The sequence below is a fragment of the Streptomyces sp. NBC_00299 genome (genome assembly GCF_036173045.1).
Lineage (GTDB): Bacteria > Actinomycetota > Actinomycetes > Streptomycetales > Streptomycetaceae > Streptomyces > Streptomyces machairae.
In genome coordinates this window covers 4,696,366-4,715,760 of record NZ_CP108039.1, presented here as the reverse complement: position 1 = coordinate 4,715,760, position 19,395 = coordinate 4,696,366, and the positions used below count along the sequence as shown (strand labels likewise).

General features: G+C 72.6%; 23 protein-coding genes. 15 read left to right on the top strand and 8 right to left on the bottom strand.

What is annotated here, in order from left to right; all coding sequences use genetic code 11:
• The first annotated feature begins 242 nt into the window (after nucleotides 1-242).
• The 6 genes from OHT51_RS20785 (at nucleotide 243) to OHT51_RS20760 (ending at nucleotide 5,121) form a co-directional block, all read left to right on the top strand.
• Nucleotides 243-1,592: a helix-turn-helix domain-containing protein gene (locus OHT51_RS20785; RefSeq protein WP_328880430.1), complete on the top strand. Its 1,350-nt coding sequence runs from the start codon at nucleotides 243-245 to the stop codon at nucleotides 1,590-1,592.
• Nucleotides 1,593-1,662: 70 nt separating this feature from the next.
• A complete protein-coding gene (locus OHT51_RS20780) occupies nucleotides 1,663-2,676 on the top strand; it encodes a permease (protein WP_328880429.1) in 1,014 nt (337 codons plus the stop codon).
• Nucleotides 2,673-3,479, top strand: coding sequence for a TIGR03943 family putative permease subunit (locus OHT51_RS20775; protein ID WP_328884387.1), 807 nt, complete (start codon nucleotides 2,673-2,675; stop codon nucleotides 3,477-3,479). Before OHT51_RS20780 ends, OHT51_RS20775 begins: the two co-directional genes overlap by 4 nt.
• 200 nt (nucleotides 3,480-3,679) lie before the next feature.
• Nucleotides 3,680-4,435 (top strand): GAF and ANTAR domain-containing protein, encoded by a 756-nt coding sequence (locus OHT51_RS20770; protein WP_328880428.1) that lies wholly within the window; start codon nucleotides 3,680-3,682, stop codon nucleotides 4,433-4,435.
• 9 nt (nucleotides 4,436-4,444) lie between these two features.
• Nucleotides 4,445-4,726: a ribosomal protein L7/L12 gene (locus tag OHT51_RS20765; protein ID WP_328880427.1), complete on the top strand. Its 282-nt coding sequence runs from the start codon at nucleotides 4,445-4,447 to the stop codon at nucleotides 4,724-4,726.
• On the top strand, nucleotides 4,723-5,121 hold the full coding sequence (locus OHT51_RS20760; protein WP_328880426.1) for a MepB family protein: 399 nt from the start codon (nucleotides 4,723-4,725) through the stop codon (nucleotides 5,119-5,121). The genes OHT51_RS20765 and OHT51_RS20760 overlap by 4 nt, the downstream gene beginning before the upstream one ends.
• 24 nt (nucleotides 5,122-5,145) lie before the next feature.
• Here OHT51_RS20760 and OHT51_RS20755 read toward each other — a convergent pair whose 3' ends face one another.
• Nucleotides 5,146-5,922, bottom strand: coding sequence for a hypothetical protein (locus OHT51_RS20755; protein WP_328880425.1), 777 nt, complete (start codon nucleotides 5,920-5,922; stop codon nucleotides 5,146-5,148).
• 330 nt (nucleotides 5,923-6,252) lie between these two features.
• Between OHT51_RS20755 and thrS the strand changes: the two genes are divergently transcribed.
• The 3 genes from thrS (at nucleotide 6,253) to OHT51_RS20740 (ending at nucleotide 10,084) form a co-directional block, all read left to right on the top strand.
• Nucleotides 6,253-7,518: a threonine--tRNA ligase gene (gene thrS, locus OHT51_RS20750; RefSeq protein WP_328880424.1), complete on the top strand. Its 1,266-nt coding sequence runs from the start codon at nucleotides 6,253-6,255 to the stop codon at nucleotides 7,516-7,518.
• A gap of 156 nt (nucleotides 7,519-7,674) precedes the next feature.
• Nucleotides 7,675-8,649, top strand: a complete 975-nt coding sequence (locus tag OHT51_RS20745; protein WP_328880423.1) for a nucleoside hydrolase — start codon at nucleotides 7,675-7,677, stop codon at nucleotides 8,647-8,649.
• Nucleotides 8,650-8,920: 271 nt separating this feature from the next.
• Nucleotides 8,921-10,084 (top strand): serine hydrolase domain-containing protein, encoded by a 1,164-nt coding sequence (locus tag OHT51_RS20740; protein WP_328880422.1) that lies wholly within the window; start codon nucleotides 8,921-8,923, stop codon nucleotides 10,082-10,084.
• 48 nt (nucleotides 10,085-10,132) lie between these two features.
• Here OHT51_RS20740 and OHT51_RS20735 read toward each other — a convergent pair whose 3' ends face one another.
• Entirely contained in the window at nucleotides 10,133-10,471 is a 339-nt protein-coding gene (locus tag OHT51_RS20735; RefSeq protein WP_328880421.1) for a nuclear transport factor 2 family protein, read from the bottom strand.
• A 123-nt stretch (nucleotides 10,472-10,594) separates the two neighbouring features.
• A complete protein-coding gene (locus tag OHT51_RS20730; RefSeq protein WP_328880420.1) occupies nucleotides 10,595-11,524 on the bottom strand; it encodes an LAETG motif-containing sortase-dependent surface protein in 930 nt (309 codons plus the stop codon).
• A 274-nt stretch (nucleotides 11,525-11,798) separates the two neighbouring features.
• On the opposite strand from OHT51_RS20730, the gene OHT51_RS20725 reads away from it, so the two are divergent.
• The 3 genes from OHT51_RS20725 (at nucleotide 11,799) to OHT51_RS20715 (ending at nucleotide 14,963) form a co-directional block, all read left to right on the top strand.
• Nucleotides 11,799-13,463, top strand: a complete 1,665-nt coding sequence (locus OHT51_RS20725; protein WP_328880419.1) for a glycoside hydrolase family 13 protein — start codon at nucleotides 11,799-11,801, stop codon at nucleotides 13,461-13,463.
• Nucleotides 13,464-13,674: 211 nt separating this feature from the next.
• Entirely contained in the window at nucleotides 13,675-13,959 is a 285-nt protein-coding gene (locus OHT51_RS20720; protein ID WP_328880418.1) for a hypothetical protein, read from the top strand.
• 143 nt (nucleotides 13,960-14,102) lie between these two features.
• A complete protein-coding gene (locus OHT51_RS20715; protein WP_328880417.1) occupies nucleotides 14,103-14,963 on the top strand; it encodes a carboxypeptidase regulatory-like domain-containing protein in 861 nt (286 codons plus the stop codon).
• A 9-nt stretch (nucleotides 14,964-14,972) separates the two neighbouring features.
• Here the strand turns inward: OHT51_RS20715 and OHT51_RS20710 are convergent, their stop codons facing one another.
• Nucleotides 14,973-15,434 (bottom strand): FxLYD domain-containing protein, encoded by a 462-nt coding sequence (locus OHT51_RS20710; protein WP_328880416.1) that lies wholly within the window; start codon nucleotides 15,432-15,434, stop codon nucleotides 14,973-14,975.
• 181 nt (nucleotides 15,435-15,615) lie between these two features.
• On the opposite strand from OHT51_RS20710, the gene OHT51_RS20705 reads away from it, so the two are divergent.
• Nucleotides 15,616-16,185 carry a DUF7144 family membrane protein gene (locus tag OHT51_RS20705; RefSeq protein ID WP_328880415.1) on the top strand — a complete coding sequence of 190 codons (570 nt, stop codon included), beginning with the start codon at nucleotides 15,616-15,618 and terminating at the stop codon, nucleotides 16,183-16,185.
• Here the strand turns inward: OHT51_RS20705 and OHT51_RS20700 are convergent.
• The 3 genes from OHT51_RS20700 to OHT51_RS20690 form a co-directional block, all read right to left on the bottom strand.
• Complete coding sequence (locus tag OHT51_RS20700; RefSeq protein ID WP_328880414.1) at nucleotides 16,145-16,333, bottom strand: hypothetical protein; 189 nt, start codon at nucleotides 16,331-16,333, stop codon at nucleotides 16,145-16,147. The genes OHT51_RS20705 and OHT51_RS20700 overlap by 41 nt on opposite strands.
• A gap of 150 nt (nucleotides 16,334-16,483) precedes the next feature.
• The gene (locus tag OHT51_RS20695; RefSeq protein WP_328880413.1) at nucleotides 16,484-16,852 is read right to left on the bottom strand and encodes a DUF6479 family protein; all 369 of its coding nucleotides are present in this window, start codon (nucleotides 16,850-16,852) and stop codon (nucleotides 16,484-16,486) included.
• A gap of 77 nt (nucleotides 16,853-16,929) precedes the next feature.
• Entirely contained in the window at nucleotides 16,930-17,373 is a 444-nt protein-coding gene (locus OHT51_RS20690; protein WP_328880412.1) for a VOC family protein, read from the bottom strand.
• 242 nt (nucleotides 17,374-17,615) lie between these two features.
• On the opposite strand from OHT51_RS20690, the gene OHT51_RS20685 reads away from it, so the two are divergent.
• Nucleotides 17,616-18,122, top strand: a complete 507-nt coding sequence (locus OHT51_RS20685; RefSeq protein WP_328880411.1) for a MarR family winged helix-turn-helix transcriptional regulator — start codon at nucleotides 17,616-17,618, stop codon at nucleotides 18,120-18,122.
• Nucleotides 18,123-18,198: 76 nt separating this feature from the next.
• Entirely contained in the window at nucleotides 18,199-18,933 is a 735-nt protein-coding gene (locus tag OHT51_RS20680; protein ID WP_328880410.1) for a response regulator transcription factor, read from the top strand.
• 13 nt (nucleotides 18,934-18,946) lie between these two features.
• Here the strand turns inward: OHT51_RS20680 and OHT51_RS20675 are convergent, their stop codons facing one another.
• Nucleotides 18,947-19,318: a hypothetical protein gene (locus OHT51_RS20675; protein ID WP_328880409.1), complete on the bottom strand. Its 372-nt coding sequence runs from the start codon at nucleotides 19,316-19,318 to the stop codon at nucleotides 18,947-18,949.
• Between the last annotated feature and the right edge of the window lie 77 nt (nucleotides 19,319-19,395).

Below are 19,395 nucleotides of genomic sequence, written 5' to 3'. Positions count from 1 at the left end.
TCGGTTGCTCTGTCCGAGTCGGTTCTGCCGCTCGGGCGGGGCCCGTGTTGGCTGCCAGGATCAGGGTTGCCACGGCGATCACGGCCGCGGCGAGCCTCGGGTGTAGCGCTCGGTGGTGTTGGTGCGTTCCTGCACGGCGACCTCGCAACAGCCAGGTGTTAACCACGTTTAATACGCGGTTTAACCTATGGGCTGTCGGAGTCGAACGGCAAGGGGCACAGGGGGAGTTGGGGGCGTTGAGCGTGTCGGACCGTGATGATCCTGGGACGATCGGGCGAAGAGTCCAGCAACTGCGGGCCGATCGTGGGCTGACGCAGCGACAGTTGGCGGAGCCGGCGTACACCCCCGCGTACATCTCCACCCTGGAGGCGGGACGGGTGCGCGCCTCCGACGAGGCGTTGCGGCACATCGCCGACCGGCTCGGCGTCGCCTTCGAGGAGCTCGCCACCGGACGGCCCGCGCACCTCGTCACGGCCCTGCGGATGAGACTGACCGAGGCCCAACGCGCCCTCGCCACCGGCGAAGCCGAGGCCGCGGCCGAGCAGTACACCGCGCTGCTCGCGGAGGCGGACGCGCTCGGGTTCGCCGAGGAACGGGCGGCGGCGCTGCTCGGGCTCGGCGACTGCGACGTCGACGTCGGGGAAATCGACTCCGCCCGGCGGTACTTCGAGCGCGCCGAGCAGGTCCTCGCGGACGCCGACGCCCCGCTGCCCGCCCGGGTGCCCGCACTGCGCGGCCGGGCCGTGTCGCACTACCTCGCCGGTGAGCTGCGCTACGCCGTCTACCTCATCGAATCCACCCTCGACGAGCTCAACCGCGGCGGACTGCACGACCCCGACGCCCTCCTCCTGCTCTACGCCAGCGTCATCGGCCCCTACATGGACATGGGCGCCCACGCCCGCGCCGCCCAGGCCGCCGAGTACGCCCTCGCCCTCGCCCCGCAGGCCGCGGACCCCGCCCTGGTCGCCCGTATGCACCGGTCCGTCGCCCGCACCCTGCTCGCCGAGGGCCGGGTCGCCGAGGCGGACGCCTCCCTCGCGAAGGCCGCCGAGCTGTACCGGCAGCTCCAGATCCGCACCGAACTCGCCAACTGCCACTGGATGCGCGGCTACGTCTACGCCCAGAACGGCGACCTGGAGCGAGCCGAAGCCGAACTGCGCGAGGCCCAGACCATGCTCACCGCCAAGCGCGCCGCCCTCTACACCAGCCAGGTCGCCGTCGAACTCGCCGACGTACTGCACCGGCGCGGCAAGTCCGACGAGGCCGCCGCCCTCCTGCACGAGGTGCTCAGCGACCTCAGCCCCGAGCGCGGCGCCCTGCACTCCGCCGCCGCCCACCGCCTCCTCGGCATCATCGCCGAGGACGCCCGCGACACCGAGGCCGCCGAAGAGCACTACGTCCGCGCCCTGAGCCTCCTGGAGCGCGCCGGCGCGGCCGGTGACCTGGCCGACCTGTGCCGGCTGCTCGGCGATCTGCTGCGCCGTACGGGACGGGTGGAGGCGGCGCTGGACGCGTACCGGACGGGGCTCGGCCACCGTACGGCCCCCGGAACCACCACCCTCGGACCCGCGCCCGCACAGCCCCCTCTGTAACCACCCCAAGCCGGCCCACAGGTCGTCCCGCTTGGCTGCGTGGGACATCCGGACAGGTGGGGACGGGCACGTGGAGAACCAGTGGACCGCGCGGACGCTCGCCGACGCGCTGCGGCTCGTCGTACGCGCCCTTGTGTACGCCGTCGTCGGCGGCGCCGCGCTCCTCGCCATCGCCACGGTCGTCTCCGTCCTCGGCCCCATGCTCGCCCTCGACGTCTACACCCCGCCCGTCGCCGCCTGGTGGACCGTCTTCACGGCGATCGCGGTGCAGGGCGTGCCCTTCCTGCTGGGCGGCACGGTGGTCTCGGCGGCGATCGGGGCGTTCGTGCCGGAGCGGGTCTTCAGCCGCCTGCTGCCCCGCAACCAGGCGCTCGCGGTACCGATCGCCGGGGCGGCCGGTGTCGTCCTGCCGGGGTGCGAGTGCGCGTCCGTGCCGGTGGCCGGGAGCCTGATGCGGCGCGGGGTCGCCCCCTCGGCCGCCCTCGCGTTCCTCCTCTCCGCGCCCGCCGTCAACCCGGTCGTCCTGGTGGCCACGTCCGTCGCCTTCCCCGGGCAGCCGCGGATGGTCCTCGCCCGGCTGATCGCCTCGCTGGCCACGGCGGTGGCGATGGGCTGGCTGTGGGCCCGCTTCGGCCGCGACGAGTGGCTGCGACCGCCCAAGCGGCACGCCCACCCGGCCGCCACCGGACTGCGCGCCTTCACCGCCGGCCTCCAGCACGACTTCCTGCACGCGGGCGGCTTCCTCGTGCTCGGCGCGGCGGCCGCGGCGACCTTCAACATCGCGGTGCCGCGCTCGGTACTGGACCTGTTCACCGGCTCGCCCTGGCTGTCGGTGCTGCTCCTGGCGCTCCTGGCGGTCGTGCTGTGCGTGTGCAGCGAGGCGGACGCGTTCGTCGCCGCGTCGCTGAGCGGCTTCTCGCCGACCGCGCGACTGGCGTTCATGGTGGTCGGCCCGATGGTCGACCTGAAGCTGATCGCCCTGCAGGCGGGGACGTTCGGCCGGTCCTTCGCCCTGCGGTTCTCGTCCGTGACGTGGATGGCGGCCGTGACGAGCAGCGCCCTGGTGGGGTGGTGGCTGCTGTGAGGCGGTACGGACGGGCGGTGCTGCTGCTCGTAACGGGCGCGGCGGTCCTGCGGATCTCGCTGTTCAGCGAGCTGTATCTGCGGTACGTGCAGGCGGGACTACGGCCATTCCTGGTGGTGTCCGGGTTCCTGCTGGTGCTGCTGGCGGTGGCCGCGGCGGTTGTCGGGCGACCGGAACACGAACCGCACGCCGAGCAGGGCGAGTACGCAGAGCACGGCGAACACTCCGGCCGCGATCAGCAACGCGAGCACGGCGAGCACGACGAGTACGGTGACGATTCCCACGCCCACGATCAGCACGCCGGTCACCATGGCCCCCGCGTGGCCTGGCTCCTCACCCTCCCCGCCCTCGCCCTCCTCCTCTTCCCGCCGCCGGCCCTCGGCTCCTACAGCGCCGAGCGCGAGGCGGCGCAACGCGCGGCGCAGGGCATCGGGCACTTTTCCGCGCTGCCGGCCGGGAACCCGGTGGAGCTGACGCTCGCCGAGTTCAGCTCGCGGGCGATCTACGACAGCGGACGGTCGCTGACGGGCCGTACGGTCCGCCTGACCGGGTTCGTCACCCGGGACGACGACGGCACCTGGTACGTCACCCGCCTCCTCGTCTCCTGCTGCGCCGCCGACGCCACCACGAGCAAGGCCGAGATCCGGGACGCGGACGCCCCGCCCGCCGACGCCTGGGTCACCGTCACCGGCATCTGGCACCCCGAGGGCAGACTCGGCACGGACGGAGCGTGGCCGCCGGTCCTGGACGCCGCGTCGGTGCGACGGGTGGCGCAGCCGGCGAACCCGTACGAGAGGCGCTAGCGCTCAGCCGGGGAGAGCCGTGCGTCAGGCCGCGGGCCGGTGGGGGCGGTCGCGCAGTTTCCCGCGCCCGTCGCGGGGCGGCGGTCGGCGGGTTTCGTCGTACGGGCCAGGGGTAGTCGGGCGTCGTTCAGGGCGAGCGGTCAAGTGGCCCGACGGGGGCCCTGGAGCCAGCAGGCCGCGCCCGGAACGAGGAGGCTGCCGTGCGGCCAAGAGACGATCACCGTGGTGAGGCAGAGCACGAGCGGACCGGTGCCGCCGACGCGCTCGCCGAGAGCGTGCGCGGGATGGGACCCGGCGAGATCCCGGCGCGGCTGTGCGACGTCGCCGTCGAGCTGCTGCCCGTGACCTGCGCGAGCGTGTCGCTGCACAGCGACGGCATGCCCGTGCAACTGGGCGCGAGCAGTGCGCAGGCCGCGTATGTGACGGAGATCCAGGCGACCCTGGGCGACGGGCCCTGTCAGTCCGCCGTGGAGAGCGGTACGGCCGTGCTGGCGCGCGACCTCACGGCGGGGCGGGACGTCCTGCGCTGGCCGGTCTTCGCCCAGCAGGCCACGGCCGCCGGAGTGCGGGCGGTGTACTCGATGCCGCTCGGCAACGACACGGTGTGCGTGGGCACCCTGGACCTCTATCGCGATACGCCCGGCGACCTCACCGACCGGGACCTGCGCACGGCCCGGGTGGTGGCCGGAATGATGACCGTGGCGCTGATGGCGCTGCCGCGCACGGAGGACGCGGGCGACCCGGGCGACGAACGATGGCTGAGCGGCCTCGCCGTCGACCAGGACCAGATCTACCAGGCCACCGGCATGATCATGGCCCAGCTGGGCGTCGGCACGGGCGAGGCGCTGGCACGGCTGCGGGCCCACGCGTTCGCGCACGGGCGCACGGCGGTGGACGTGGCCCGGGATGTGGTGGACCACCAGCTGCGGTTCGACCGGGACCGGGGCCGCATATGATCGCCGACCATGGACATAGTGGGTTACTTCATCGCGCTGGCCGTGATCGTCGGCTTCGTCGGCGCCGAGAGCCGAATCTCCCGTGCCGACCGGCGAGTTGCCCGGGTCGAGCGCAAACTCGACCTGATTCTCGATCACTTGGGCCTGCGTGACGACGACCCCCGGATGGCGAAGGTCGCGGCCCTGCTGCGGGACGACAAGAAGATCCAGGCGATCAAGGAGTACCGGGAGATCACGGGAGTCGGCCTGGCGGAGGCCAAGGAGGCGGTCGAGGGCATGGGGCGGGCGTGACCACCCCGGCACACAGCGATCTCGCGGCGGCGAAGGAGTTCGTCTACGACCCCTGCGGATTCACCTGCTCGCAGCCGGTTCCCGAACCCGAGAGCGCCGAGTACGCCGCCCACGCATTCACCCTCGACGGCCTCTCCGTCCGGTTCCGCGCGGCCAGGACGACGCCCACCAAGGTCGGCCAGTTCGTCTTTGCCAAGGACGTGCTCCGCCGGCGCGGTGTCGTGTCGGTGGACGGTTCCGGTGGGAAGCGGGCCTTCCGCGTGTACCCGCCCTGGGTGACCACCACCAACCGCCAGGCGACCAGCACCCAGGCATGGCAGCTGGACCACTTCCTGCCCCTGGACCAGGCCGGGCCCGTCGACTCCGCTCGCGCCCGGAAGCTCTACCACCCGTAGGACGGGGCCGCCGGGACGACCGCCCTAGATCTCCGCCCGGCCCCGCTTCCTGACCTCCGCCAGTCGTTGGGCGCCCGTCTCGACGGCCGTCCAGGTCGCGTCGGCCGGTACCTCGCCGAGGCCGCCGTTGGTGATGGCGATCGCGTCGTCGCCCACGCGGACGGCGGCGACGTGCAGCGTGAGCGTGGGTGCGTCGTCGTACTCGGAGACGGCACGCAGGACGACCCTCAGCCCCTGCCGGCCGTCCCCGACCTCCGGCATCTCGGCCTCCGTCACTTCGACGGCCATCTCCCCGCTCGCCGCGGTCGCCGTGAACTCGCCGCACGTGTCCGGCAGGCGTCCCAGCCACGCCAGCGTCCGGTCCAGGTCCGCGGGCCGATGGGCGACGACCTGGTAGCGCAGCTGGGCCTCGTCCCAGACGTCGTCCAGTCCCACCGACGCACGCGTACGGGCGTCCGGGCCGAAGAGTTCCTCGGCATACAGGGAGTCGAGGAGCCGTCGGCAGTCGGCGGACTCGGTTTCCGCCTTGAGCATGGCCTCCCGCCAGGTGGCGAAGCCCTGCGTTGCTCCCCAGGATTCACCGAGGTCGGCCTCGCTGATCAGCGCGTCCCGCGCCTGCGCCTCCGTCAGGGTGGGGGCGGTGCCGGGGGATTGCGACCCGCTGACGGTGGCGGGGGATGCCGGGGCACGGACGCCGGTGGCCGCGGTGTCCAGCCCGGCGAAGGAGCACGCCGCCGCGGTCAGCAGGGTTGCCGCCGTGAGCGCCGAGGTGGCGAGGGTGCGGGCCGGGGGACGGGGCATCGCGGGCCTCCTGGGGTGCGCTCAAGATCAGTACGTGCTCTTAAGGCACCACCCCAGGGCTACGGCCACCAGCGCGCCGGTCCGTCCGGGTGACGGCTGTATGCGGGTCCAACAGGTGGACGGGTCGGCCCCGCACGACGTGAAAATCACCGCGACTCCCTCACCCACCCGCTGTTACGGTCGCCCCATGCAGCGCGCCAACCCGTCTCTGACGACGACGCCGGACCCCGTCCCGGCGCCGCGCTGAAAGCTGAGCGAAGATCCAAGCCCCGGGGCGAGCGCCCCGGGGTTTTGTCGTGGGCGCTCGTCCCCTCACCCGGAGGAGCAGCCATGCACGACCACCGCCGCCTCGGCCGCGAACTGGACCTCTTCGACACCGACCCCCTGATGGGCGCGGGCCTGCCCTACTGGTTGCCCGACGGCGCAGTCGTGCGGCACGCACTGGAGGAGTACATCCGCGAAGCCGAACGCGAGGCCGGCTACCGGCACGTCCACTCCCCCGTCCTCGGCAAGCGCGAGCTCTACGAGATCTCCGGGCACTGGGACCACTACAGCGACGACATGTTCCCGCCGATGGACCTCGGCAGCGGCAGCGGCACCGAACAGCTCGTCCTGCGCCCGAGCCTGTGCCCGCACCACGCCCTGATCTACCGCTCCCGCTCCCACAGCTACCGCGAACTACCCTTCCGCATGGCCGAGTTGGGCGGCATGTACCGATCCGAGCTGTCCGGCGTCCTCGGCGGCCTCACCCGCGTGCGGGCCATCCACCTCAACGACGCCCACATCTTCTGCACTCTCGACCAGGCAGTCGACGAGGCCCGAGCCGCCCTCCAGCTCATCGCCCGTGCTTACGCCGACCTGGGTATCCGGGCCGTCCGGCACCGCCTTTCCCTCCCGTCCGAGGGCGGGGGCGAGGGCGCGGGCGGCGGCAAGTACGTCGCCGATCCCGGGCTGTGGCGGCGAGCCACCGCGCTGCTCCGCGAGGTGCTGGACGCCTCCGGCATCCCGTACGAGGCCGCGGAGGGCGAGGCCGCGTTCTACGGTCCCAAGATCGACGTCCAGATCGCCGACCCGGCTGGACGGGAGTCGACCCTCTCCACCGTCCAGATCGACTTCCACCAGCCCGAACGCTTCGACCTGCACTACATCGGCCCCGACGGCGCCAAGCACCGACCGGTCATGGTTCACCGCAGCATCATCGGCAGCGTCGAAAGAGCCGTAGCCCACCTCATTGAGCAGCACGGCGGCGCCTTCCCGGTCTGGCTCGCCCCCGTCCAGCTGGTCGTCCTCCCCGTGTCGGACGCCCAGACCGAACAGGCGGAGAGGCTGCTGCACCGGGCCCTCGACCAGGGCCTGCGCGCCGAGCTCGCGGGCCCCGAACACGGCACCCTGGGCGCCCGTATCCGGGCGGCGCGGCTCGTGCCGTACCAGGCGGTCATCGGGGAGCGGGAGGCGGCGGCCGAGGCGGACGGGGAGCCGGTGGCCGTACGGCTGCGGGACGGGCGGAAGCCGGGGGCCGTACCGGCCGCGGAGCTCGTCACCCGGATCGCCGCCCGCGCGGCGGCCCGCGGCCCCGAACTGTGGGACGGCCGATGACGGCCGATCACGCCTGAGACGGGCGCTTTAGACGCCGTATGACGCCGCACGCACGAAGCCCGCACGGCGGCGCCATACGGCGACGCACTCCACCTGGACAACACCGTAAGGTCGGTTCCGGTGACCCGCCACCGCACCCGTGAGAGGAACCCCGCCGTGACGAACGCCGACGGTCCGCCCATCCCGGTGATCATCGACTGTGACACCGGCGTCGACGACGCCCTCGCGCTGCTGTTCGCCGTACGCCACCCGGGTGTCGACCTGCGCGCGGTCACCTGCGTGGCCGGGAACACGGATGTGGACGGCGTCGTACGCAACACCCTCACCGTGCTGGAGCAGGCCGGCGCCCCGGACATCCCCGTCGCCCGGGGCGCCGGACGTCCGCTGATCGAGTCCGCGCGCTCGGCGCGGCACGTGCACGGCGAGGACGGCATGGGCGACATCGGCCTGCCCGCCCCGACCCGTGCCCCGGCCGACGTGGACGCGGTGACGTTGCTGCGCCGCGAGATCCTGGCGTCCCCGCGCCCGGTCACCCTCGTCCCGACCGCGCCCCTCACCAACATCGCCCTGCTGCTGCGCACGCACCCGGAGGTGACCCGCAACATCGAGCGGATCGTCTTCATGGGCGGCGCGGTGGCCTGCGGAAACGCCACGCCGGTCGCGGAGTTCAACGTGTGGCACGACCCGGAGGCGGCCGCGATCCTGCTCACCGCCGGGGTGCCGATCACCATGTACGGCCTGGACGTCTTCCAGCGGGTCGTGGTGCCCGGCGCGGACGTGCGGCGGCTGCGGGAGAGCGCGGAGCCCGGTACCCGTCTGGCGGGCGACCTGCTGTCCCACCGCCCGGCCACGCCCGATGTCGCCGTCGACTCCGAGGCGGGCGGTATCGGCGACGCGGGCGCGGTGTGCGCGGTCGTGGACCCGGCGGGCATCACCACCCGTCTGCTGCCCGTCGAGGTCTCCCTCGCCCCCGGGCCGACGCGCGGCCAGACGATCGTCGACCGCCGGCCCCGGCCCGGTGAGGCCGAGATCCACACCGGCCTGCGCGAACAGCCGTTGGTGGACGTCGCCCTGGACGTGGACGTGGACCGCTTCGTGAAGCTGTACCTGACGACGGTCGAGCGTCTCTGAGCGGGCTCCGGCACCGTCACTCCCGCACCAGGAGCGCGTCCGTGGCCGCCGCGCCTACGCCATCCGTGTTCCGTCGGAGACGGGGCCGGCGTGCCGGAAAGGCGCACGCCAGGAGGGTCGAGGTACGGCTGGCTGCACCTCGGCAGGGGGCCAACCACCACCCACGACAGGCCAGTTGGCCTGATCGTCCGCGACCAGCCGCATTTCTAGGTTGGTGTCCGCATCGCAGAGAGCGGTGCCGACACCGACCGACCCGCAAGGAGCATCCGCCATGAAGCGCACCGCCACGGCCCTGGTCGCCGCGATCGCCACGTCCGTCCTGACGATCCCCGCCGCGTCGGCCACCGCCGAGTCCCCGCACCCCGCTCAGGACTCGCTGCGGGACCGCGTGGGCGCCGTGATGGAGACCGGAACCGTCGGCGCCGTCGCCCGCTCGACCGGCCCGCGCGGGCAGCGCTCCGCCGCCGCGGGCGTCATCGACAAGGCCACCGGCGAGGCGGCGCGCCCCGGCGACCGGTTCCGGATCGCCAGCGCGAGCAAGACGTTCGTCGCCACCGTGGTGCTTCAACTCGCCGGCGAGGGACGGCTGTCGCTGGACGACACCGTCGAGGACTGGCTGCCCGGCGTCGTCTCGGGCAACGGCAACGACGGCAGCGGGATCACCGTACGGCAGCTGCTCCAGCACACCAGCGGGCTCCACAACTACACGGCCGACCTCCCGCTGCTCGCGAGCGTCGAAGGCTACGAGGCCGGCCGGTACACCACCTGGACCGACGAGCAGCTGGTCGCGATCGCGATGAAGCACAAGCCGGACTTCGCGCCCGGCACCAAGTGGGCGTACTCGAACACGGGTTACATCCTCGCCGGAATGATCATCAAGAAGGCCACCGGGCACACCTGGCAGCAGGAGGTCACCCGGCGCATCATCAAGCCGCTGCACCTGAGCCAGACCCTCGCCCCGAGCACCGGGACCGGCATCCCCGGCCGCCATCTGCACGGCTACTCGAACTTCGGCGGCTCCGGCGCGACCATCGACGTCACCGAGTTCAACCCGAGCGCGGGGGGCGCGGCCGGCGCCATGATCAGTACGACGACCGACCTGACCCGCTTCTACCAGGCGCTCCTCGGCGGGCACCTGCTGCGCCCGGCCGAGATGAAGGCGATGAAGACGACCGTGCGGGCCCCCGAGTTCGACGACGTGTGGCCCGGCGCGAGCTACGGCCTCGGCCTGATGCGGATCCCGCTGTCCTGCGGCGGCTCGTACTACAGCCACGGTGGCGACCTCCCCGGCTACACCACCCGCGACGGCGTCACCGCCGACGGCCGCCGTGTCGTGGTCCTCGCGACGACGGGCGACGGGGCCGCCGACATGTCCACCGAGCACGCCCGGAACAACCTGGTCGACGGCGAACTCTGCGCCCCGGGCAGGCAGTAGCACCGCGGGCGGCGCCGAGCGGCTGGGGACCGTGGGCGCGGCGGCCCCTCACACCGTGGCACCGAAGAACACCTGCACCTCCCTGATCAGCCCGTCCCGGACGGTGATCGTCTCGACGTTGCGGAAGCGGCCGCCGGCGGTGAGCTCGTACTCGTAGTACGCGAAGACGAGTTCGCCGTCGGCCGGGGTGACGTGCAGCATGCGCTGCTCCTTCACCCGGCCGGCGGTCGGGAAGCACCGCTCGAAGAAGGCCGCCTTGCCGATGTGGTCGTCCTGCGGGCTGGTGAAGGTGAAGTCGTCGGCGTACAGGGGGAGGGCGGCTTCCCGGTCCTGTGCCAGGTAGTGGCGGAACGCCGCCCTGACGATGTCCGTCGGACTGCTGCTCATGCGGGACTCCTCAGCCGTGGTGGGCGGCCCCCCTCCACCCACCGTATCCAGCGGACGTCACGCCGCGCGTGCACCACGAAGGGGCCCGGGGTGTTCACCCCGGGCCCCTTCACATGCCGTCGGTCAGGAACGTGCCGTACGACGTCGCTTCGACGCCACGACGAACGCGGCGCCGCCCGCCACCAGCACCACCGCACCGATGGCGATCGGGCCGGTCGCGCTGCTGCCGCCGGTCTTGGCGAGGTCGCCGCCGCCGCCGTTCGGCGAAGGCGCCGGGGCGGACGTCGTGCCGGAGGGCTCCGGGGTGGGAGTCCCGGAGGACGGGGGCTCGGAGGCCGGCGGGGTGGTCTCCTCCGCCGGGGTGGACGGCTGCGCCGGCTCCGAAGGCTCGGCCGGCGGTGTGGTCGGCGGCTCCTCCGTCGCCGGAGGCTCGGTCGTGCAGTCCTTCGTGCCGCCGTTCCAGGCCGCGATCAGCTTGTCCTTGATGACCGGGCGGTCCGGGCCCTTGGGCAGCTCACCGTGGACCAGGCCGTCGTCGGCGTCGAGCTTGCCGTCGAACTTCACCGCGCCCCGGTACAGGTCGATCTGCGCGAAGCAGCCCGCGTCCGGGACGGCGATGTCGAGAGAATCCGTCCGGCCGGGCTCGACCGTGACCGTGTCGAAGTCGACGAAGACCTGCTCGCCCGAGGCGGCGAACGTCGGCCCGTGGGCGAGGTAGGCGGCGAGCGAGGCGGTGCAGGTCGTGGCGTCGGCGGCGGCGCGGACCTGGACGTGGACCTTGCCGTCGTCGGTGACCTTCAGGTTCTGGTCGTCGACCGTGACCGAGTCGCGGAAGTTCGAGCCGTCGAGCGAGAACTGGCAGCGGTCGGTGGCGGTCTCCGTGCCGGCGCCGGTGCCGGGCCGGTAGGTGCCGCCGGACTTCCAGCCGTCACCGCCGGGCGTGCCGTGGGCCCAGGCGCCGGAGGCGGAGGCGACGGTGGCCGCGCAGAGGGCGAGCGAGGCGGCGCCCGTCCCCAGGAGGCGGCGCACGATGACACGTCTCGCTATGGACATGCGTATCCCATCTTGGCGTGTGCATGGGTGGGGGGACAGAACACCCCCATGGTCGAAGAAACACTGGGCTCATTGGTCACATGCGCCACAGCGTGAGCACATCGTCGGGCGGCCGGAGAACACTGTCAACCTGCGTAAACGCAAAGGCAGTTGAAAAAGCAATCACGATTCCGTCACACGGGGAATGATCTACTCCGCTCTGCGCGGTGTTCGCTTTTCCGGCCAACTGGACAGAGTTCTCACTGTCGCCCGTACGCACCCAGGAGGAGACCGCGTGACCGTCCGCACCACCACGCCCGACCTCTCGTCCAGCAACCCCGACTGGTGGCGCCAGGCCGTCATCCACCAGGTCTACCCCCGCAGCTTCGCCGACGGCGACGGTGACGGGCTCGGGGACCTGAAGGGCATCACCCAGCGTCTGGACCATCTCGCCGGCCTCGGCGTCGACGCCCTGTGGCTCAGCCCCTTCTACCCCTCCGAGCTGGCCGACGGCGGCTACGACGTCGCCGACCACCGTGACGTCGACCCGCGCCTCGGCACCCTCGACGACTTCGACGCGCTGGTCGCCGAGGCCCACCGCCTCGGCCTGAAGGTGATCGTCGACCTGGTCCCCAACCACACCTCGCACCAGCACGTCTGGTTCCAGGAGGCGCTGCGGGCCGCCCCCGGCTCCCCGGCCCGGGACCGCTACGTCTTCCGCCCCGGCCGCGGCCCGCACGGGGAACACCCGCCCACCGACTGGCAGTCCGTCTTCGGCGGCAGTGCCTGGCGCCGGGTCCCCGACGGCGAGTGGTACCTGCATCTGTTCACGCCCCAGCAGCCCGACCTGAACTGGGAGAACGAGGAGGTCCGCGCCGACTTCCGCACCACCCTGCGGTTCTGGTCCGACCGCGGCGTCGACGGCTTCCGTGTCGACGTCGCCCACGCGCTGGCCAAGGACCTGAGCGAGCCGCTGCGCGACCTCGGCACACCGGAGCTGAGCCGCGAGGACGCCCTCCCGGACCTCCCGCCCGGCACCCACCCCTTCTACGACCGCGACGAGGTCCACGAGATCTACCGCGACTGGCGCAAGATCCTCGACGCCTACCGCCCGCCCCGCATGGCCGTCGCCGAGGCCTGGGTGAACCCGAGCGCCCGCCGCGCCCTGTACGCCCGCCCGGACGAACTGGGCCAGGCCTTCAACTTCGAGTATCTGCAAGCCGGTTGGGACGCGCGGGAGCTGAAGCGGATCATCGCCGACTCCCTCGCCACGGCCCGCTCGGCCGGCGCGTCGGCCACCTGGGTCCTCTCCAACCACGACGTCGTGCGCCACACCTCCCGCCTGATGCTCCCGTCCGGCACCGACGAGAACGCCTGGCTGCTGTCCGGCGGCCACGCCCCGGCCGTCGACGAGGCCGCGGGCCTGCGCCGCGCCCGCGCCGCGACCCTCCTCATGCTGGCGCTGCCCGGTTCCTCGTACGTCTACCAGGGCGAGGAACTCGGCCTGCCCGAGGTCGCCGACCTGCCCTTCGAGGTCCTCCAGGACCCGATCTGGGAACAGACGGGCCGCGTCCGCAAGGGCCGCGACGGCTGCCGGGTGCCGCTGCCGTGGACGACCACGGGACCCTCGTACGGCTTCGGCTCGGGCGGCTCCTGGCTGCCGCAGCCGACGGGCTTCGCGGCGTACGCCGTGGCGGCGCAGGACGGCGTCGAGGGCTCCACCCTGGAGTTCTACCGCAGGGCTCTGCGCCTGCGCCGCAAGCTGCTGGAGGGGGAGGAGCTGGACTGGGCACCGGACGGTCCGGCCGGCGTCCTGCACTTCGCGCGCTCGGAGGGCTGGCGGTGCGTGGCCAACCTGTCCGGTACCGCGGTGGAGTTGCCGCCGGGTGAGGTGCTGATCGCCAGCGCACCGCTGGAGGGAGGCCGGCTGGGCCCGGACACGACGGCCTGGCTGGCGTAGGGCCGGGGCGGGCGGCTCGGGGCTTCAGGGTCACCTGCGGTTCGCCCGCGGCCGGAGGATGCGGGAAACGTCTTGGCCTGGCATCGGCTCCGTAAAGCGGCCTTGAGCGCGTTTTTGCCCGGGCCGGGGCGGACGCCGTCCGGGTGAGTGACACCGGCCGCGCGCGTGGCGCAGCGGACCGCCCGGCCGGGCTGCCCCAGGATCCGGACGCGTGGCACACACCTTCGACGAACTGGTCGCGATGCAACGGGCGGCGGACCAGGCGCACTCCAGGGTGGAGGACCTGCGCGACGAGTACGGCCCGCCCGCCCACACCCCGTGGACCGAACTCCGGACCGACACCTACACGACCGCCTGGCGCACCTGGCGAGACCTCGCCCGCACCGTCCAGACCGCGGTCACCGAGCACGCGAGGGAACAGGGCATCGCCCGCAGCGAGGTCGAGGCGGACGTGAAGAGGACGGCCCGCCACCCGAGGCCGGCGGGGCAGGACTGACGTCGGCTCCCGGCGCCCGGACGGGTGGTGCGGGCCGCGCCCCTGGTCCGTACGGCCGAACAGCGCGCGTCGTCCGAGCGGGCGGGACCCGACAATCGCAGGCAGTGGTGTTGCCGACGCGCGTGTGAGGAGCTCCGCCGACGATGAGCAGATTCAGGAGGGCAACGGTCCTCGGTTGTCTCGCCGTGGCCGGCGCGATGACCGCGGCCGGAGTGGCATACGGCACTGACGGGGCGTCAGGGTCGGGCGGCAGTGACCTGTGGGCGGCCGCGACCATCGAACCCGGGCGGGAAGGCATCGTCCAGGTCGGCGGGTACGACGGGGCGCCGCTGGGCGCGGGATCGGTACTGACCCTGTCGGCGCCCGCGACGGCGAGGGTGACGGGCACGCCGTTCGCCGCGGGCGGCTACCAGGGGGCGGTGACTCTGGGCGGGAGCGGCGGGACGTACACCTTCGTGGGGGCGCCCGGCCCGGTCGCCGGGGAGTCGGCACCGGCGGCCTGGAAGGACCGTACGTTCCCCTTCGTCCTGTCGGTCCCCGCGGACGCCGAGCCCGGTACGAGGCTGCCCGACTGCGCCCTGGTCCTGAAGGACGCCAAGGGAACGGTGCAGGAGAAGGGCACGTGCGCCGTGACCGTCGGACTGCCCGCGCCGACCCTGTCCCGACCCCAGTCGGGCGTGCCGCTGGGCGCGTTGCCGCGGATGTCAGGGACGGCCTACCCGGGCGCCCAGGTCACGGTGCGCGACGCGCTCGAGGAGGAGATCTGCGCGACGACCGCCGCGCCCGACGGCGCATGGTCCTGCGTGCCGAGCGTCGCCCTCCCGCCGGGCGCCGGCCGCGTCCAGGCGACGGCCACGTTCAACGGGGTCAGTGCGGCGAGCGAGCAGATCCACATCCTCGTGACGGAGGTGGCCGGCGCGCAGCCGGACACGGTCACGGACAGCGAGGGCGGACGGCTGGCGCCGAAAGCCGCGCGCGGCCACGCCGGTGGCGCAGGTCGGTAGCGCTCAAGGTCAGTAACGCACCGCCCTGGCCACCTCCGTCCGGACATCCCCGCCCAGCTCACGCGTGCTGCGTGCGGTGCCCTTGCCCGTCTTGCCCGCGGCCACGTCCGACACGGTCACCACGTTGGCGTCCAGCAGATTGCCGTCCTCGTCGCGGAAGTTGATCTGCACGCCGAAGGACTTCGTCGAGTCGGTCGTGTTCTCCGCCGTGACCTCCACGGTCGTACGGCCGTCCGAGTCGGTCGTCGGATCGCCCAGCCGGACCGCGCCCTTGGCGTCGACGCCGCCCTTGATGTCGTCGAGCTGCTTCCCCGCCTCCGCGGTCGCCGAGGCGAAGGCCGACGCCGCCCGGCTGGCCACCGAGGAGGGCGTGTCGTCGTCGCTGCAGGAGGTCAGGGTGAGGGAGGCGGCCACGGCGGCGGTCGTCGTGAGGATCGCGGTCTTCGTCCACCGCGTTCGGTGACCGGGCATGGCGCCTCCAGCAGGTTGTTCGGTCCGGGTCCCTTCAGTGAAGGTCCGTACGCCGTCGCCCGCACTCCGGGCGTCACCCGATCGGTCCTTCCCCCGTGGTGGCCGCCCCCCGGCCGGTCGATCGTCGAACCGACCGCAGAGCCCGACCGCGGGTACACGCGAGAAGTGGGGTACGGCAGCCATGAGCCAGCAGCAGCCGCAGTCGCAGTCGCACGCGACGGACGCGGCACACAGTCAGGCTGGGACGCCAGGTTCTCCCGGTGGTACCCAGACCACCTGGGGCTCGGCCGCACCCGACGCGGGCGGCTACCGCCCCGGCCCGCCCGCCCCCTCCGACACCGGCTGGGCCACCGGCGCGCTCGTCTTCGCCGGTGTGCTGATGCTGGTCAACGGGCTGCTGGCGATCCTCCAGGGCATCTCCGCGATCGCCGAGGACGACGTCTACGGCAGCGTCGGCGACTACGTCTACAAGATCAACCTCATGGCGTGGGGCTGGGTCCTGCTCGGCATCGGCATCGTGGCCGCGTGTGTCGGCTACGGCATCCTCAGGGGTGCCTGGTGGGCCCGGATCACCGGCATCTTCCTGGCGTCCCTCAGCATGGTCGCCCACTTCCTGTTCCTGCCGTACACGCCGGTCTGGTCGGTGATCATGGTGGGCATCGACTTCTTCGTGATCCTCGCCCTCGCCACGGCTCCGGACGTCCCGCGCGCTAGCGCTTCAACGCGCGGTAACGCTTCAGGAATGCGCTGATCCTGGCCGGGTCCTTGCGGCCGTTCAGCTCGGTCAGCAGGTCGTCGGGGCACAGTTCGTAGAGGTCGCCCCAGAAACGGCGGCCGTGGTTGTCCCAGATGCGGTAACCACCCGGGACACCCCTGGCCACATAACGTCGTCTGCTCAATCCGCCCTCGCCCCCGTCCGGACCGTATGCGCGCCGTGCACATACGGTCCGGACAGGGTGGCAGGACGCAGCGCTCGCGTCGCCTGGATTTACGTACGAGTACCGGGCACGGCGTACGGCGTACGGGGTGTCGGGCACGGGGTACGGGACTCAGGCGTGCCCGATGCCGCCGCCGCCGAAGGAACCGCTCTTCCCCGGAATCCAGCGCTTGCGGTGCTGGTCCGTGCTGCGTTTGCTGCCCGCGTGGTGCAGCTCGTGGGGCAGGAGCCGTTCCCTGCCCTCCGCGTGCGGCACTTCGTCGGGCTCCCTCAGCTCCCGCTCCTCATGGACCGCGCCGGTGTCGGGAAGATGGGGCTGCTCGTCGGCCGTGGGCCGGGGCAGCTCTCGATCACGGACCCGCATGCCGAACTGCACGGCCCAGACCAGGGCGCCGGCGATGAACAGGCCACCCACCAAGGCGGCGATCACGTTGAGTACTTCACTCGACGTGGCCGCTAGTACAAACGTCGTCGTACTCATGCCCCAATTATCACCGAAACGGCCGAATAAGCTCCTTGTGGCGCCGAGGAACCCCGCAACCGCGTGTGCTCGCGGGTCTACGCGCGTTCCGTGGTGTCGTCCAGCTCGGTGAAAAGGGTCAGCTGGAGGGCGCCGGGCGCTTCCAGGCGGGAGTTGAGGGAGTTCCAGGGCGTACGGGTGGGCTCCGCGAGAACCTCCGCTCCGGCAGCCGCCAGCCTTGCCGTGGCCGCCGTGGAGTCGGCCACCTGGAAGGCGACCCGGACATGACCGGCCACGCGGCGGCCGACCTCGACCTCGTCGATGAACTCCGCGTGCTTCGGATCCGTCAGCTCCAGCGTCGCCCGGCCGGCGTCAAGGATCGTGACCCGCCCACCGGGCGAGGTGAACGCACCGCGTTCGGGAAGCCCGAGCACATCCCGGTAGAACCGCAACGCCTCGTCGTAGTCATCCGCCGTGACCACCAGCCGGAGCTCGCGTACGGGGAGTTCGGCCTGGGCACCGGCGACGGGTACGTCGGACATGTTCGGCTCCTACTCGACGAGCGGCTCTTCGATTCGGTTGTGACACCTGAACCCTGCGCCTCGGGCCGATGATTCCCGGCCGACGTCGGCACCGGCCCCGCACATGGTCACCGCGGCCTGCGGACGGGCGCCGTGGGTCTGCGGCGGCCCCGCTCGTAAGCCGCGGACTCGCTCATTGCTTAACTTAGGCAAGCATGAGCGAGTTACTTAAGTCAAGCAATCATTTGCGGTACGGTGAGGCCATGCCCGCATCGACATCCGCAGCAGCGTCGCCCGGCCCGGCCGAGATCGTGGAGATCGAGAAGTGCCTCACCCGCATCACCTACCTGGCGGGGCGGGCGAGACAGCACGAGTACCTGATGGCCATGGCGGGCCTGACGCTGGACCGGGCCGCCGTGGCGATCCTGCGCCGCCTCGCCGAGACCGCACCGATGCGGCCCGGCGTGCTGGCGGGACTGCTGGCGGTCGAGGCGTCCCATGTCACGCGCCAAGTACAGCAGTTGGAGCGGGCCGGTCATGTGATCCGGACTGCCGACCCCCACGACCGGCGGGCCCAGCGCGTCGGGCTCACCGACGCGGGCAGGGCGGCCGTCGACCGCATCCGGGAGGCGGCCCGCGTCGGCATGCGCCTGGCGCTGGCCGACTGGTCCGACGAGGACCTGCGGCAGCTCGCCGGCCTCTTCCATCGCCTGGTCGACGACTTCGTCACCCACGCCGAGGTGCCGGCCGACCTCGGTCCGAGGGCCTGATGATCCGAAACGGCGCGCAGCGCGACCCGCGCACCCCGCGCAACCCCCCACCCGGCCCCACACGAAGGGTGTCGCCATGACCGCGAACCCCGCGAACCTGTTGGAGAAACCCTCGCCGCCGCGCGGGCACGGACAGCGGGTCCTGGTCGTCGCCGACGATCCGGGAGACAGCGAACTGCTGAGCACCACCCTGGAGTTGGCCGGCTACCGGGTCGGCACCGCGGGCACCGGCGCCGAGGGTCTGGTCCGGCTGACGGAGCACGCCTTCGACCTGGCGGTGTGGGACGCCGTACTCCTCTCCCACCTCACCCATCCGCCCCACACCCCCCGCGCCGGCTCCCGCCCGCCGCACCCCCCGCTGCTCTTCCTCGCCACGTGCGACTCCCTGCACCGGCTCGTCCCCGAACTCGGCCCGGGCGAGAAGGACTACGTCACCAAGCCCCTGCGCATCGCCGAGGTCCTCGCCCGCGTCGACGTCCTGCTGCGCCGCCGGCTCCCCGAACGACGGACGGTGCTGCCCCGCTACGGCGACCTGGTCCTGGACGACGCCGCCTGCCGGGCCCGCCGCGGCCCCCGCCCCCTCGACCTCACGCCCGCCGAGTACCGCCTGCTGCGCCATCTGCTCGTCAACGCCGGGTGCGTGCTGTCGAAGGAGCAGATCGGCCGTCATGTCTGGGGGGACTTCCGGGCCAACGAGGCGATCGAGAAGCTCGTCTCCCGGCTCCGCCGCAAGGTGGACGGCGATCCCGGCGAACCGGCCCTGATCCACACGCGCCGGGGCTTCGGGTACTGGCTCGGGGGCGCCGGCTGAAGCCACGGCCGGGCTACGGCCGCAGTGCCCGGACTCCCTTCGCCGCCCAGGCCCGTGCCGTGAGCGGGACGGAGCCGTCCGGTGCCGTGGGGACCGCATCGCGCAGTGCGTCGCGCAGTCGGTCGCGGGCGGCGGGGGTGAGGGAGGCGACGTAGCCGGGGGCGGGGCCTTGGCCGGACCGGAACGGGTCCCAGAGGTCGGCGAAGTCGGCGAAGACCGTGGGCACTTCGAGCGGGGTCGTCATCACGTCGGTGAGTCCCGCGGCCGTCCACAGGCTGTGGAGGGGTTCCGGGCGGCAGTCCCGGAAGCGGCGGGTCTCGTCCAGCGCGGCGGCTGCCGGGTCGGTCGCGGTGGCCGCGGTCCAGAGTCGGCTCCCGACGTCCACGCGTCGGAGCGCTGCTCCGCCATGCCGTCAACGATCCACCTTTTCGGCGCCGCCCGCACCTGTACCGGCACGCACAT

What these genes read in the sequence shown, in the direction of transcription:
- OHT51_RS20765 (WP_328880427.1), top strand. Translation starts at nt 4,445, where the DNA reads ATGGACATAGTGGGTTACTTCATCGCGCTGGCCGTGATCGTCGGCTTC.
- OHT51_RS20755 (WP_328880425.1), bottom strand. Translation starts at nt 5,922, where the DNA reads ATGCCCCGTCCCCCGGCCCGCACCCTCGCCACCTCGGCGCTCACGGCG.
- thrS (WP_328880424.1), top strand. Translation starts at nt 6,253, where the DNA reads ATGCACGACCACCGCCGCCTCGGCCGCGAACTGGACCTCTTCGACACC.
- OHT51_RS20740 (WP_328880422.1), top strand. Translation starts at nt 8,921, where the DNA reads ATGAAGCGCACCGCCACGGCCCTGGTCGCCGCGATCGCCACGTCCGTC.
- OHT51_RS20735 (WP_328880421.1), bottom strand. Translation starts at nt 10,471, where the DNA reads ATGAGCAGCAGTCCGACGGACATCGTCAGGGCGGCGTTCCGCCACTAC.
- OHT51_RS20730 (WP_328880420.1), bottom strand. Translation starts at nt 11,524, where the DNA reads ATGTCCATAGCGAGACGTGTCATCGTGCGCCGCCTCCTGGGGACGGGC.
- OHT51_RS20715 (WP_328880417.1), top strand. Translation starts at nt 14,103, where the DNA reads ATGAGCAGATTCAGGAGGGCAACGGTCCTCGGTTGTCTCGCCGTGGCC.
- OHT51_RS20710 (WP_328880416.1), bottom strand. Translation starts at nt 15,434, where the DNA reads ATGCCCGGTCACCGAACGCGGTGGACGAAGACCGCGATCCTCACGACG.
- OHT51_RS20705 (WP_328880415.1), top strand. Translation starts at nt 15,616, where the DNA reads ATGAGCCAGCAGCAGCCGCAGTCGCAGTCGCACGCGACGGACGCGGCA.
- OHT51_RS20695 (WP_328880413.1), bottom strand. Translation starts at nt 16,852, where the DNA reads ATGAGTACGACGACGTTTGTACTAGCGGCCACGTCGAGTGAAGTACTC.
- OHT51_RS20690 (WP_328880412.1), bottom strand. Translation starts at nt 17,373, where the DNA reads ATGTCCGACGTACCCGTCGCCGGTGCCCAGGCCGAACTCCCCGTACGC.
- OHT51_RS20685 (WP_328880411.1), top strand. Translation starts at nt 17,616, where the DNA reads ATGCCCGCATCGACATCCGCAGCAGCGTCGCCCGGCCCGGCCGAGATC.
- OHT51_RS20680 (WP_328880410.1), top strand. Translation starts at nt 18,199, where the DNA reads ATGACCGCGAACCCCGCGAACCTGTTGGAGAAACCCTCGCCGCCGCGC.